Annotated in this window: 13 protein-coding genes; 7 read left to right on the top strand and 6 right to left on the bottom strand. The window is 67.0% G+C overall.

Annotation, left to right across the window (positions count from 1 at the left end):
* The gene (locus tag ACWFRB_RS08290; RefSeq protein ID WP_452640179.1) at positions 1-2367 is read right to left on the bottom strand and encodes an MMPL family transporter; all 2367 of its coding nucleotides are present in this window, start codon (positions 2365-2367) and stop codon (positions 1-3) included.
* A gap of 399 nt (positions 2368-2766) precedes the next feature.
* Here ACWFRB_RS08290 and ACWFRB_RS08295 point away from each other — a divergent pair, with 399 nt between their 5' ends.
* Entirely contained in the window at positions 2767-3171 is a 405-nt protein-coding gene (locus ACWFRB_RS08295) for a DUF4259 domain-containing protein (RefSeq protein WP_452640182.1), read from the top strand.
* A 144-nt stretch (positions 3172-3315) separates the two neighbouring features.
* Here ACWFRB_RS08295 and ACWFRB_RS08300 read toward each other — a convergent pair whose 3' ends face one another.
* A complete protein-coding gene (locus tag ACWFRB_RS08300; protein ID WP_452640184.1) occupies positions 3316-3714 on the bottom strand; it encodes a hypothetical protein in 399 nt (132 codons plus the stop codon).
* A gap of 77 nt (positions 3715-3791) precedes the next feature.
* The gene (locus ACWFRB_RS08305; protein ID WP_452640186.1) at positions 3792-4601 is read right to left on the bottom strand and encodes an alpha/beta fold hydrolase; all 810 of its coding nucleotides are present in this window, start codon (positions 4599-4601) and stop codon (positions 3792-3794) included.
* A 278-nt stretch (positions 4602-4879) separates the two neighbouring features.
* Here ACWFRB_RS08305 and ACWFRB_RS08310 point away from each other — a divergent pair, with 278 nt between their 5' ends.
* Positions 4880-5602 carry a helix-turn-helix domain-containing protein gene (locus tag ACWFRB_RS08310; RefSeq protein ID WP_452640188.1) on the top strand — a complete coding sequence of 241 codons (723 nt, stop codon included), beginning with the start codon at positions 4880-4882 and terminating at the stop codon, positions 5600-5602.
* 95 nt (positions 5603-5697) lie between these two features.
* Here the strand turns inward: ACWFRB_RS08310 and erm are convergent, their stop codons facing one another.
* Both erm and ACWFRB_RS08320 read right to left on the bottom strand, forming a co-directional pair.
* Positions 5698-6510 (bottom strand): 23S ribosomal RNA methyltransferase Erm, encoded by an 813-nt coding sequence (erm, locus tag ACWFRB_RS08315; protein ID WP_452640189.1) that lies wholly within the window; start codon positions 6508-6510, stop codon positions 5698-5700.
* Positions 6511-6728: 218 nt separating this feature from the next.
* Positions 6729-6908, bottom strand: a complete 180-nt coding sequence (locus tag ACWFRB_RS08320) for a hypothetical protein (RefSeq protein WP_452640191.1) — start codon at positions 6906-6908, stop codon at positions 6729-6731.
* Positions 6909-6987: 79 nt separating this feature from the next.
* Here ACWFRB_RS08320 and ACWFRB_RS08325 point away from each other — a divergent pair, with 79 nt between their 5' ends.
* The 3 genes from ACWFRB_RS08325 to ACWFRB_RS08335 are packed head-to-tail and all read left to right on the top strand — an operon-like array spanning position 6988 to position 9592.
* A complete protein-coding gene (locus tag ACWFRB_RS08325) occupies positions 6988-7833 on the top strand; it encodes a hypothetical protein (RefSeq protein ID WP_452640192.1) in 846 nt (281 codons plus the stop codon).
* 54 nt (positions 7834-7887) lie between these two features.
* Complete coding sequence (locus ACWFRB_RS08330; protein WP_452640194.1) at positions 7888-8553, top strand: HEAT repeat domain-containing protein; 666 nt, start codon at positions 7888-7890, stop codon at positions 8551-8553.
* Between the two features lie 13 nt (positions 8554-8566).
* Positions 8567-9592: a MerR family transcriptional regulator gene (locus ACWFRB_RS08335; RefSeq protein ID WP_452640195.1), complete on the top strand. Its 1026-nt coding sequence runs from the start codon at positions 8567-8569 to the stop codon at positions 9590-9592.
* A 41-nt stretch (positions 9593-9633) separates the two neighbouring features.
* Here ACWFRB_RS08335 and ACWFRB_RS08340 read toward each other — a convergent pair whose 3' ends face one another.
* Positions 9634-10527, bottom strand: coding sequence for a helix-turn-helix domain-containing protein (locus ACWFRB_RS08340; RefSeq protein WP_452640196.1), 894 nt, complete (start codon positions 10525-10527; stop codon positions 9634-9636).
* A 92-nt stretch (positions 10528-10619) separates the two neighbouring features.
* On the opposite strand from ACWFRB_RS08340, the gene ACWFRB_RS08345 reads away from it, so the two are divergent.
* Together ACWFRB_RS08345 and ACWFRB_RS08350 are read left to right on the top strand one after the other, a co-directional pair.
* Positions 10620-11828, top strand: coding sequence for a cytochrome P450 (locus ACWFRB_RS08345; protein ID WP_452640197.1), 1209 nt, complete (start codon positions 10620-10622; stop codon positions 11826-11828).
* Positions 11829-11960: 132 nt separating this feature from the next.
* Positions 11961-12431 carry a limonene-1,2-epoxide hydrolase family protein gene (locus ACWFRB_RS08350; RefSeq protein ID WP_452640199.1) on the top strand — a complete coding sequence of 157 codons (471 nt, stop codon included), beginning with the start codon at positions 11961-11963 and terminating at the stop codon, positions 12429-12431.
* Positions 12432-12977: the final 546 nt, after the last annotated feature.

Below are 12977 nucleotides of genomic sequence, written 5' to 3' on the forward strand. Positions count from 1 at the left end.
TCAACTCGGCACCACACCCCCTGCAATTGCCGTCGTCGATTCCGCACCGACACCGAACGTCGGTGTGTCGTCCGAAATCCGATGTCGGCCGGCCTCGGCATCGGGTGAGACGGACGGATTCGGTTCGCCACCAACGTTCTTCGGTGGGGGTGCGGTTTCCTGGCCGACTTCCGGTGCCGGCATCGGGTCGTACGGTGCGGTGAGATCCGGGATGTCGGATGGCATCCGCTCGTCCGGGAGGACCGGCTCGCCCAGGCCCAGCTTCTCCTGTATGCGCTTCATCCCGGCGGGCGCCCACCAACAATCCTCACCGAGCAGCTTCATGGTCGCCGGCACCAGGAACATCCGGATCAGGGTGGCGTCGATGATCAGCGCGGCGATCATGCCGTAGGCGATGTACTTCATCATCACCAGTTCGGAGAACGCGAACACACCGGTGACGACGATCAGGATCAGCGCCGCCGCGGTGATGATGCGTCCGGTGTGCGCGGTGCCGACCCGAACCGCCTCGGTGGTGCTCGCGCCCTGTGCCCTCGCCTCCACCATCCGGGACAGCAGGAACACCTCGTAGTCGGTGGACAGGCCGTAGACGATCGCCATGATCAGCACCAGGACCGGCGACATGATCGGGCCGGGAGAGAAGTTCATGAAACTGGCACCGCTGCCGTCGATGAAGATCCACGTCAGGATGCCGAGGGTGGCGCCGAGCCCGAGCGCGGTCATCAGCACGGCCTTGATCGGCAGCACCAGCGATCCGAAGGCCAGGAACATCAGCAGCGTGGTGAGCAGCACCACCATGGCGATCATCAGCGGCAGGTTCTCGAGCAGCGCGGCGATCGAGTCCTGCTCGATCGCGGGCGTCCCGCCGACGAGCACGGTGACCCCGTCGGGCCCGTCCATCGCCCGGAGATAGTCGATCGTCGCCTCGGAGTCGTTGCGGTCGACCAAGCCCGCCTTGAAGACCGTCACCCCGTCCTTGGTCGGGTTGTTCACCGAGAACTTCTCGATCAGACCCGGAGCGGCGTTGGCCGCCTTGAGGATCTGGGTGATCTGCGCCCCCTGCGCGCCGTCGATCACCAGCTTGATCGGCTCGGTGCGGAAGCTCGGGAACAACTCGTCGAACTGTTCTTGCGCGACCCGGGTCGGGTTGTCCGGGGGCAGGTAGGTCTCGTTGATCCCACCCAGCTTGATCCCCGAGATCGGAATGGTGAGCAGTAGTAGTCCGATCACGATGGGGATCGCGACCTTCAGCGGGCGCTTCATGACCCACTGGGTCAGCCGGCCCCAGGCGCTGTTCTCGATCTCGTCGGTGGTCTTGGTCCGGCGAATCGACTTGAGTCCGAGCGCATCGACACGGCGGCCGAGGGTCCCCAGGATCGCAGGCAGCAGCGTTATCGAGATCAGTGCGGCCAGGATGACGGCCGCGATGGCGCCGTATGCCATGGATTTGAGGAAGCCCTGGGGGAAGATCAGCAGGCCGCCGAGACTGGCGACGATCATCGTCGCGGAGAAGACGATGGTCCGGCCTGCGGTCATCACAGTGCGCCGCACGGCATCGCCGGTGTCGTAGCCCTCGGCGATCTCCTCGCGGAAGCGGCTCACCATGAACAGGCCGTAGTCGATCGCCAGGCCGAGGCCGATCAGCGAGACCACCGACAGGACGAACCCGTTCACCTCGGTGAGTTGGGCCAGTGCCTTGACGACACCGTTGGCGGCGATGATGGTCAGGCCGCCGACGACGAGCGGCAGCGCCGCGGCGACGACGCCGCCGAAGATGAAGAACAGCAGGACGCCGACGGCCGGGATGGCCAGGATCTCCATCCGATGCAGGTCGTCGGCCATAGTGTCGCTGATCGTGCCGGTGACCGGCTGCAGCCCGGTGAGCTGGACATCGATGCCGTCGATGTAGAACTCGTCGCGGACCTTCTTGAAGTTCGCGGCGACCTCGGTGTCGTTGTCGCCCTTGATCGCAACGCTGGCGATGGCGTGTGCCTTGGCGGGGTCCGTCATCACGGTGAACTTGGTGGACCAGTAGCTGGCGTTGACCTTGAGGATCTCGTCCGGGTTGTTCGCCGCGAGGTCGTCGAGGCTCCTGGTGATCCTGGCGCCGAACGCCGGGTCGTCGACAGTTTTGCCCTCGGGCGCGGTGTAGAGGAGCACCACGTCGGCGCGGGTGTCGCGACCGAAGGTGCCGTCGGCCAACTCTGCGGCGGACACGGACTCCGATCCCGGGTCGACCAATCCGCTCTGACTGAGCTGCTTCTCGACTCCGAGGCCATATGCCCCGACGGCGAGCATCAGCCCGACCATCAGCCCGATCACGGTGAACCGCAGGCGGTAGGCGATCTGTCCCCACGTAGCGAACACCTTCTGCGCTCCCCCCTGGTGGTGCACCGAGCAGGCTCACCGAACGCCGAGTCCGATATGCCCTGCGCATGTCGAGGCAACCGCTCCCACCCGGTCCTCGACCTGCTCGGTACTGCGAAGCTCACCGTACGCAAGGTCTGTGGTTGTGGAGGTCGGACAAGTGCCGGCCGGGCGAGGTCAGCCGACCGAACTGCAGGCGGAAGCTGCACGGCGAAAGGCGAATTCCCTGGTGGGCGGGCGTCCAAGAGCGATTTCCGGTGGTCCTCTAAGAAGGTTATGAGAATCCCGACCAACCGCCGCGCCTCTTCGTCAGGGAGGGGGTCACGTGCGGGCTGTCGGTGGCTGATCGTAGGGTCGGCGCGACGGACCGAGCGGTCCGCGGATCAGGAGGCGCGAGGCGTGGGGACGTGGGGTTCGGGACCGTTCGAGAACGACGGAGCGGGCGACCTGCTCGCGGCACTGCGGGCAGGTGACTTCGAGATCGAAGACTTCAGCGGGCACGTCGACGAGGGATACCTCGAGGTGGACGACGCGCAGGCGGCCATCGCCCTCGCGGAGGTTGTCGCGGTGGCCCACGGACTTCGGCAGGCGTCCCCGCAGCTCGAGGGCATCGACGCCGCCGCGTACACCGGGTCGTTGGCCCCCGAGCAGCGCGGATGGATCCTCGCCACTCTCGAACGCGCGATCGCCGACGGCGACACCTCGGAGCTGTACGAGTTGTGGGCTGAGAACGGTCCGGAGGATCTCGAGACGTGGCGGGCACCGATCCTGAGCAGGTTGGAGAGTCTCCGGGCGCTGAGCTGAGCTCGGCCGACCACGCTGAGAGCTCGGTGATGCTGCTGCTGTTGCCGGCCGCGGCGCTGCCTCCCTCCGATCAGCCCGCTGCCGCGCCACGGGGTCCGGAACGGGACCCCGTGACACGCTGTGGCTGCGTGGGTCTGCATCCGATCAGGCGGCGTCGAGGGCTCCGGTGATCTTGCGGGCCATCTCGGTCATGGTGGGGCTGGGCTCGCCCTGATGGATCTGGGCGGCCTCGATGGTGACGATGATGGTGCTGCGGAAGTTCTCTGCCTCTGCCGGAGCCTGCTTCTCGAGCAGGCCCATGGATGCGGTAAGGGCAGGCAGCACGTGGTCGGCGAGTTCGGCGACGGACTTTCCGTTCAGGTCCTTGATCGTTGACTTCTCCGCGAGCACGCGCCCGACAAGGCCGGTGGCGGAGGACAGGGCGATGGTGCCGTTGGTGGCGATCTTGTGGGGCGAGCGACCGGCGGCGGCCAGCAGCGAGACGGCGCCGTAGGCGGCGGTCCGCAGGGTGGTCTTGTCCTGGTCGGTGAGGGTGATGGACATGGTTGTGTGCTCCTTCAAATCTGTTGTGGCGAAGTGTGTTCGAATGCATGGAGGGTGGAAGGCGTTGAGCCTGTTCGTTATCGGATCGACGAACCCGCCTGGTCCGCTGCCGTCGCACGGGCGGCTTCGGCGACGGCCCGGAAGTCCTTTCGAAGAATGTGGGAGTGGTTGCTCGCGACCTTCGCGCTGACCTGGATGTTCGGGTTCCGGTCGAGCACGGGATCGAGTGAGGCCCGCACCGCTTCCATCTCCTCCTCGCCTCCGCCGAAGTTGGAACCCGTTGCCAGCACGTACCGCACCGGGCAGGTCACGCGATCGAGGACCGGCGCGATGGCATCGACGATCTCGTTGATCTCGATGTTGACCTCGGCGTGCTGGTCGGCGGTCATCCGCGCGGCCATGCCGAACGGTCGCGCCAGCGGCAGGAAGAACCGCATCCTGCGGAACAGCTTTCGGATCCGCTCCTGGCCTTCCTCGCCGGTCAGGCCGTAGGGCATGGCGCCGTCCACGCACACCACGCCAGCGGCGCAGTCGGGATTGCGTTCGGCCCAGTGCGCGGCCAGTGTCGCACCGTAGGACCAGCCCACCAGAATCGGTCGCTCCACCCCGCGCGCCGCGAGGATCGCGTCGACATCCCGAATGCACCCCTCGAAGGAGTAGTCCGCCGACTGCTTCGACTTGCCACGGGCCCGCTCGTCGAAGGTGATGTGCCGGTAGCCGGGGCCGAGGTCGGCAATCACGTGCCGCCAGTGCGACTGGTCGGCGTAGGCGCCGTTCAGATAGACGATGGGACGGCCGGGGCCGCCGGTGTCGGTCACGGCCAGTGCCGTGTCATCGACGGGAACCATGCCGGTCCAGTTCGAAGTCGTCGAGTTCGAAGCAGCCATTCTTCTCATCCTCCTGCGGCGCCACCGGCGGCCGATCGATGTTCGGGAATCTCTGAACAACTGAGACCGTACATTGCGTTTACGGATCGGTCAACAACCATCTTGATCATATTTGCACAGTTAGAGACCGACTTTTGGCAGCATTTGCAATGAGTGTGAAGGTGAATGCAAAGGATGCTTCGCGTGAGGCATTGCAATGGGTTGCGGGTGAATGCATACTGGGCGGCGGGTGCGGGCGCCGCGCTCAGCGCATGTCGACACAGAGGAGACCGGCACCGATGCCCGGAGGCAGACTCACCAATGAGGACCGTCAGCACATCGCTGCGGGGCTGGCCAAGGGGCTCGGATACGCGGAAATCGGCAGGCGTCTGGAGCGACCCGCCTCGACCATCATGCGGGAGGTCACCCGCAACGGCGGACCCGACGATTACCGGGCGGACCGGGCACACAAGGCCACACGCCAGCGTGCGCGCAGGCACAAGCAGGCTCAGCCGCCGGCGCCGCCGATCTCCGACAGCGGCCATGGGCGCGACCCCCAGGCGGTCCAGGAAGTCGCAGAATCCTTTACTGAACTCCTGATTCAACAGGGGCTGCCCCGGATGGAGGCCAGGGTGCTGGCCTGCCTGCAGATCACCGACTCCGGTGCTCTCACCGCCGCTGACCTGGTCCAGCGGCTTCGCGTCAGCCCCGCGTCCGTCTCACACGCCGTCGCATTCCTCGAACAGCAGGGAATGCTCAGGCGTGAACTGGTTCCCGGTGGGCGTCGCGAACGCTACGTCATCGACGACGAGATCGGGCTCAGGAACCTCCTCGCAGCTGTGCAGATGAGCATCGCCCTTGCGGCCGCATCGCAGCGCGCGGCCGAGATCCTCGGGCCCACAACCCCGGCGGGCGCCCGCTTCGAAGCCTCCGCCGAATTGACTCTCCTTGTGAGCGAGGCCCTCCGGCAGGCCATGGAGCAGTGGCGGCAGCGCCTGGCCGCCCGCAGCGCCGGACGATAGTCGCGCTCTCAGTGCCGCCGATCTGGGCGGTGGCCCCTTCTCGAGCGAGCGGAACACCCGGGCATCCCTTGGGCTCGATGCCCGGGTGTGCCCGCTCAGCCGAGCAACAGGTCAGCCAACGCGATCCATTGGTCGGGCTGGACGAACGCCACCACGGTGTCGTTGGCGATCCCCGCCTGTGCGAAGGCGTCGTCCACCCCGGGGTATCGCGTGGACAACGACGCGTGCAACGAGCCGCCGATGCCCGAGAAGCCCAGCTCCACCATGTCCCGGAAGGCGGGGCCCTCGGCCACCAGTGGCTCCGGCCGTCGCTCGATTCGGAGGATCGCCGAGTCGACCGACGGCACCGGTCGGAAGCTCTCCCTGCCGATCCGTCCGAGCAACTCCCAGGTGAACCATGGCCAGCTCTGCACCGTGACCAGGCTCCAGCGGCCGTAGTCGCCGGACCGCTTGCGTGCGTACTCCACTTGCGTGACCAGCGTCGCCGAGGTCAGCGTCGGGGCTTGCAGGCACCAGTCGACGATTTTCGACGTGATCGAGAACGGGATGTTGCCGACCACCGCGAACGGCTCGCGGGGAGGCCGGGCGGCGGTGAAGTCGCCCGTGACGACCTTGAGCCCGGTCCTGGCCTTGAGCGTGACGGCCAGTAGCGGGTCGATCTCGTAGCCGACGACCTCGGCTCCGGTGCCGGCAAGGGCGACGGTGAGCGCGCCCTTGCCGGATCCGGGTTCAAAGACGAGTCCGGCCGGTCGGGCCGCCTTGACCACCAGGTCGACGGCGTGCCGGTCGGTCAGAAAGTTCTGCGAGAGCTCCCGCCTGGCTCGGTCTCTCGGCGTGCGACCGCCCGTGCTCCGAGCCTTCTTCTGTGTGTGTGAGTAGTTTCCGTGTGCGAATGACTGTGACGCCACAGCTGCTGCCCTTCCGGGTCCTCGAGTGAAATGTGTCTCGAAGGGCCCTGGGCGCGCCAGCGCGACCGGGAGTCCGCTAGCGGGCCAGAGCCCGGCCGTGGCGGATGCGGATGAAATGGAGGCAATGCATGCGACAGAACGTACGGAGCCGGGCCTCCCGCTGCAACGCAATTAAGGAAGCTGCCGTGGGACGCAGATCGGACGAGTTCCACGTTGTCCTATCGCCGCGCGGGGAACGGTAGCCACACCGGCTCCGACGGGATCCGTTCCGGCACAACGCCCGCGAAGACGTCGTACAACGGAAGCTGCTCGGCAGGCGCGTAGCCGATGTGGCAGTCACACACCCGCCGGGTCAACGAAGGGGTGGCTATCACCACCCCTCGGGGCACTGTTCGCATGCCGGGTGTTCGACGGACGCTGGATCTCGGAAACCGACCACTCGTTGAGAGAGGCCCCGACCGAAAGGAACCCGTCGCCATGCCCCGCATCCTCGGAACCACCACCCCCGTCGTGCACGAACACGGGCCGCCGGGCGCAGCCCTGCCCGCTGTCGAATCCGTCCGGGAGGCGGTCCGTCACCACTGGGCCTTCGTCCGGATAGGCATGTACCTGCTGCTGGCCTCCCTCCCGCTGCTCGCGATCTCGGCGCAGGTGTTCGGCCTCGTGCCGATGAGTGCCACCGGTGCCCTGGTGATCATTCCGCTCGCGGCCACCCTCATCGTTTTGTGCGTGTTCGCTCCGCACCCGATCGACCGCATCGTCCTCCACGGCCTCGGCTGGGGAATGTTCGCGTGTCTGGTCTACGACGTCTTCCGTCTCGACACCGTGTACATGCTCGACCTCTGGGGCGATTTCATTCCGAAGATGGGTACATGGCTCCACTCGGGAACCGACACCAGGACCGGCGCGATCGTCGGTTACCTGTGGCGCTACCTCGGCGACGGCGGCGGAATCGGAATCGCCTTCTTCCTCATCGCCCTCGCCCTCGGGCTCCAGCATCGGTCACGCCGCACGGTTCTGCTCGCGTTCGTCGCCTTTGCGGTGTTCCCTGTGTGGTCCGGGCTCATCGGAACGGTTGCGCTGTCGCCGAACGGTCAGCACGACATGTTTCCGCTCACGCCGACGACGATCACGCTGTCGCTGATCGGGCACCTGATCTTCGGGCTCGTGCTCGGCCTCGGTTTCCTGCGCGCACGGGGCCGCCTCGGCCAGCATTGGCCGTGGCCGCCGCTGCTCCCTGTGCGGTCGCAAGCCGGTGCGGGGCAGCCGCCCATCGAGGTGCTGTCGCCCACGTGTGGTGAATGCGGCGCCACCGCTCCCTGACATCGAGTCTTGACCCTGACACAGTGTCAAGGACTCGAATGGTCGACGAAGGAGGTGGTTGTCGTGAACACAACCAACCACGGTGGGCCGAATGCCCACCTCGTCGACGCCCTGGCCGCGGCCGACCCATCGGGTCGGCTGCGGGCGGCGCTCTCCGCGGGCACGCGCCCTGACCCCCGTCTCGCGGAGGCTCTTGTCGCCCGGTGCGCCGTCGAGCCGGACTTCTTCGTCCGGGACATGCTGACCTGGGCGCTGTGCCGCTTACCCGCCGAGATCACGGTGCCGCGGCTGATCCACGAACTCGGGTCCGACACCGCGCAGGCCCGCAGTCAGGCGCTGCACACGCTGTCCAAGATCGGGGATCGGCTCGCCTGGCCCGCGGTGTCGGCACTGCTGCACGACGAGCACGACGATGTCGCACGCAGCGCGTGGCGGGCGGCCGTGGCGCTCGTGCCGTCCGGCGACGAGGCCTCGCTCGCGGCCGATCTCGTGACCGAACTCGGGCGGGGTGACCGCGAGACACAGCTCAGCCTGAGCCGTGCGCTGGTGGGACTCGGGGACGCGGTCCTACCGGTCCTCGACGCAGCCGTGACGAGTTCCGATCCGCGCATTCGTGCGCATGCGGAGGCCACTCAGCAGCTCTGTCACGACCCTGACAGCGGGTTCGCCGTCTCGCTCGAGATGGCGAAGCGCGTCGCGGTCACCGGTCCGGATACGTAGGGGAGGAGATGGGATGTTGATCGGGGAGGTCTCGCGGCGTTCCGGCGTCAGTACGCGGATGCTGCGTCACTACGACACGCTGGGGCTGGTGAAGCCGACGGGCCGCACGTCCGGCGGCTACCGCGAGTACTCCGCCGACGACATCCGGCGGCTCTTCCATGTCGAGAGCCTGAGGACACTGGGATTGTCGTTGGACGAGGCCAGGCGCGCACTGGACGAGCCCGATTTCGCGCCTGCCGATCTGGTGGGAGACCTCATCCGGCACACGCGCCAGCGGATCGCTGCCGAGGAGGAACTGCTCGCGAAGCTCGAGCGCGTTGACGCTGCCGCCCCAGCGGAGTGGGAGGACGTCCTGCGCATGGTCACTCTGTTGCGCGCGCTGGAATCGGAGTCCGCTGCCCACCGTCAACAAGCGGTCCTGTCGCCGGACGGGGATGCGTCGTTGCCCGTCGAAGCGCTGGTCGAGGCAGCCTTGTCCGAGGACGACCCCAATGTGGCCGGGGCGCTGCGTTGGTCGCTGGCGAGGGCCGCCGGTCGGGGACTCGCGGATCTGGCAGCCGGTCTCGACTCGGAGGAGGTCGACGTCCGACGTCGTGCCACCGCCGCGATAACGGCAGTGCACACCGCGGAGGCAACTGCGTTTCTGAGGCGAGCCCTCGATGATTCCGACGCCACGGTCCGCGGGCGGGCGGCCCTCGCTCTCGGCTCGCGGGGCAGCGCCGACTCGATTCCGGCCCTCCTCGACATGGTCGTCACGGGGCGCAGTGATGTCGAGGCGGCGGAGGTTCTTGGCCTGCTGGCGGAGGTCTTGCCTGCGGCCGATGACGTCGTCGGGGTCCTGCAGGACAAGCTCGACAACGCGGACGACGCGCCTACGCGGTTGCGAATCACGCAGGCCCTTGCGGAGATTCCCGGCACGGCTGCACGGGAGGCCTTGGCGCGGCTGGCCGACGACAGCGAACGGACGATCGCCGCCACCGCCGCCGCGATCGTGCGTACGCAGGACCGCGGACGGCGGCCGCGCCGACAATCGCGATGATCGAACGATGATGCGTCAGCCGTGCGGGTTCATGGACCCGTTCATGTCATGATGGCGCTGAGTTCTTTTGCGGTGTGGATTATTTCACGAACATAGTGCTCGCGCTCGCTGCGTGTGACCGCCGACCTGAGCGGTCCGATCTGAAGCTCCCACATCGGTTCTCCGGCCCCGTCGAAGACGGGGGCGGACAGATAGCTGATGGGCAGGGCGCGGTCGGAGGTGAGCGTGGCGCTGTCGTACAGGTGCCCGCTGGTCTCGGTGATGATCGCCTGGACGCTGTCTCGTAGGCGCTGGCTCGCAGGATCTGCCGAGAGGTGCGAAACCACCTGCGCCAGTATGTCGATTCGATCGATGTCGGCGGCATCGGCACCCCACACCCCGACGCCGTCCGCCGCGATCTGAGCCAGGGAGCCCGCGAGCTGATCCCTGCGATCGACCGGCACCGTGTCGAGCCACCGTCGTTGCAGCGCGTGATCCGAGAAGGCCACGACCGCAGCGCCGCCGGGGGCCTGCATGGGCAGCCGCAGGCCCACCTCGATGCCTGCGGGGATATGGCCGAGGCCCTCGGTCATTGCGACGAAGATCAGCCTGCCGTCTTCGACGAGGCTCAGGGCTGCGCCGCAACCGACCCGGGTGGCGAGGGCCTCGATGGCTCCGGTCAGTCCATCGGGGACGGGGAGCGAGTCCCGCGCCTTCTCCGCGACGTAGGCAAGTGCCGGGCCGAGGGCGTAACTCAGGTCCGGCAGTCGGCGCACCCATCCGCGTTCACGGAGCGCGCTCAGGATCGACCCGACGGTCGACCGGCTCAGGCCGAGCGCGTCCGCCAGATCGGCGGACCTCGCCGGTGCGTCGAGCGAGGCGAGCATCTCGACTATCGACACGACTCGGTCGGTGGGCGGAGACGGGCTGGTGGCTCCGCTCTTGTCATCGGCCATCAAAGCTCCTACTGTCGGGCGCAATACAAATAAGCGTATCGCATCATACGAATATTCGCATCCTGATATTCGCATCAGCCTGAGGAGTGCCGGTGACCGCACCATCCGTTCTCGACAGTTTCGACATCGAGGGGGTGGACTTCGCCTTCGAAGATCACCCCACCATTCACGCGGTCCTCGCGGAACTCCGCGCGTCGAAGCCCTACGCCGTCGTCCCGTTCGCGGGGGTCCGCGCGGTGCTGTTGCTGACCAACGACCTCGTGGCCGCGGCCTTCAAGGATGAGGCCACCTTCCCCGCATCGGCGATCTACCCGATGACCACCGGGCCGGTGCTGGGCAAGACCCTCCAGTGCATGGCAGGCGACGAGCACCGCAAGAACCGCGCCCTGGTCTCGCCGCCGTTCCGCCGCAAGCAGGTCGCCGACTACATCACCCCGCTGCTGGAGCCCCTCGCGCACGAGCTGATCGACAGATTCGCCGACCGCGGGACCGCGGACCTGGTCGCCGAGTTCACGACCCGGTACCCGGTCCTGTTGATCAGCCGGCTCATGGGCCTGCCCGTCGAGGACGAATCGGTGGTGCACCGCTGGGCGCACGACCTGTTCTACTTCCCGCTCGACCCCGAGGCCGCGATGCGTGCGTCCCAGGAGTTCACCGACTTTCTCACCCCGATCATCGCCGAGCGCAGGCGAAACCCCGGCGACGACCTGATCTCGACCCTGGTGACCGAGGACCTCGAGGGAGAAATCCTCGACGACGAGGAGGTCCTGTCCTTCCTGCGTCTGCTCTTCCCCGCGGGCGCCGACACCACCATGCTCGCCCTCGGGAACACCCTCTCCGCGCTGCTCACGCACCCCGACCAGCTCGGGATCCTGCGCTCGGACCTGAAGGAGCACGCGATGTGGGCCGTCTGGGAGGGCCTGCGCTGGGAACCGCCCGTCGGACTGCTGCCCCGAGCGTGCCCCGAGGCCACGACGTGGAATGGGATCGACATCCCGGCACTGACCCCGATGATCTTCTCGATCAACGCCGCCCTTCGCGACCCCTCTGCCTTCCCGGATCCGCACCGGTTCGACGTCACCCGTCGCAAGCAGACCATGCTCGCCTTCGGGCAGGGGCCACACAGCTGCGCCGGGAACTGGCTGGCCATGGCCGAGCTGGAGACCGCCCTGATCGCACTGCTCGAGCGTCTACCGGGTCTTCGGCTCCGGGAGGGTGCTGCGGACGGGGCGAAGGTCACCAGCCAGGTCGGTGTCGCGCTCCGGGGACCCAACGAGCTTGCCGTGCAATGGGATCGCTGATCGACGACGTGCACGAATCCACCTAGTCAAGGAACCTCTCATGGAAAAGATGCGCAACTACGCCCTGCTCGTGAAATATCTCGTCGCCGCCCAGTGGCGCAAGCTGCGGGCCGCGGCGCGATGAGCGGCCCCGTGGATGCGACGCACCTGTCGGAGCGGGCGAAGCTGATGTATCCCGAAGAGTTGGTCCACCACTTCCTGGACCGACTGTCCGCGGGCGACATCCGGGCGGCTCTCGACCTCGTCGACGAGCACATCGTCTACACGAACGTCGGGTTCCCCGCCGCACATGGCCGACGCCAGACCACCTTTGTGCTGAGACAACTGGGGCGGCCCGTCATGGGGTTCGGTGTCAAGGTCGTCAACAGCGCCACCAATGGCGCTGTCGTACTGACCGAACGGGTCGACGAACTGCGAATCGGGAAGTTGCGCGCCCAGTTCTGGGTCTGTGGGCGATTCGAAGTCCGATCGGGCCGCATCACCGTGTGGCGCGACTACTTCGACGTCTTCGACATGGGGAAGGCCTTCGTGCGCGGCATCGCCGCGCTCGTCGTCCCGTCGATCCAACCCCCGCTGGACCTGCCAACTGCGGGTCGCCGGTGAAGTCGCTGGGGTTCTATATGGGCTCATCTGGCTGCTGCGGCTGAAGCGTGAGAGTGGCTCCCCGTTCAGCGGTCGTTCCGCCGGTTGAAGTTGCGTTGCGGTCCGCCTTGTAGTTGGGAGCACAGCAGATGGTGGTTGTTGCGTGCCTCGATGGGATCCAGAGAGGTTGCTAGGTGATCGGCGCCGTTCAGGTCAATGACTTCGATCCGTGGGCAGGAACTTCGGGCTATCCAGCACTCTCACGCGAATTCAGACGAGCCCAGATCCTCCCAACGAGAATGGGTGCCACGATGCCACCGACAATCAGCCCCACCAGTGCGTCTGCACTCAAACGCGGCGCCGCAACCCCCACGAAGAGGGCGAGCGTCGCGACGAGCACTGCCCAACCGCCGAACCGGACAACGGTTGCCGTAGTCGGCCGCTCCAACCAACGGGCGGCCGTGGGCGGGATAGCGGGAGCGAGCCCGGGCCCGCCGGCCCATGCGCTAAATATACAACACAGCAGCCGTATGAACACGACTAGTAGGAGTAGCCCCCAAATCCCGC

This window comes from Rhodococcus sp. NPDC055112 (assembly GCF_053607505.1).

Bases quoted from the DNA above. Each gene is read 5' to 3' on its own strand.
- ACWFRB_RS08310 (WP_452640188.1), top strand. From the start codon at position 4,880: ATGCCCGGAGGCAGACTCACCAATGAGGACCGTCAGCACATCGCTGCG.
- ACWFRB_RS08335 (WP_452640195.1), top strand. From the start codon at position 8,567: ATGTTGATCGGGGAGGTCTCGCGGCGTTCCGGCGTCAGTACGCGGATG.
- ACWFRB_RS08320 (WP_452640191.1), bottom strand. From the start codon at position 6,908: ATGCGAACAGTGCCCCGAGGGGTGGTGATAGCCACCCCTTCGTTGACC.
- ACWFRB_RS08305 (WP_452640186.1), bottom strand. From the start codon at position 4,601: ATGGCTGCTTCGAACTCGACGACTTCGAACTGGACCGGCATGGTTCCC.
- ACWFRB_RS08340 (WP_452640196.1), bottom strand. From the start codon at position 10,527: ATGGCCGATGACAAGAGCGGAGCCACCAGCCCGTCTCCGCCCACCGAC.
- ACWFRB_RS08300 (WP_452640184.1), bottom strand. From the start codon at position 3,714: ATGTCCATCACCCTCACCGACCAGGACAAGACCACCCTGCGGACCGCC.
- ACWFRB_RS08325 (WP_452640192.1), top strand. From the start codon at position 6,988: ATGCCCCGCATCCTCGGAACCACCACCCCCGTCGTGCACGAACACGGG.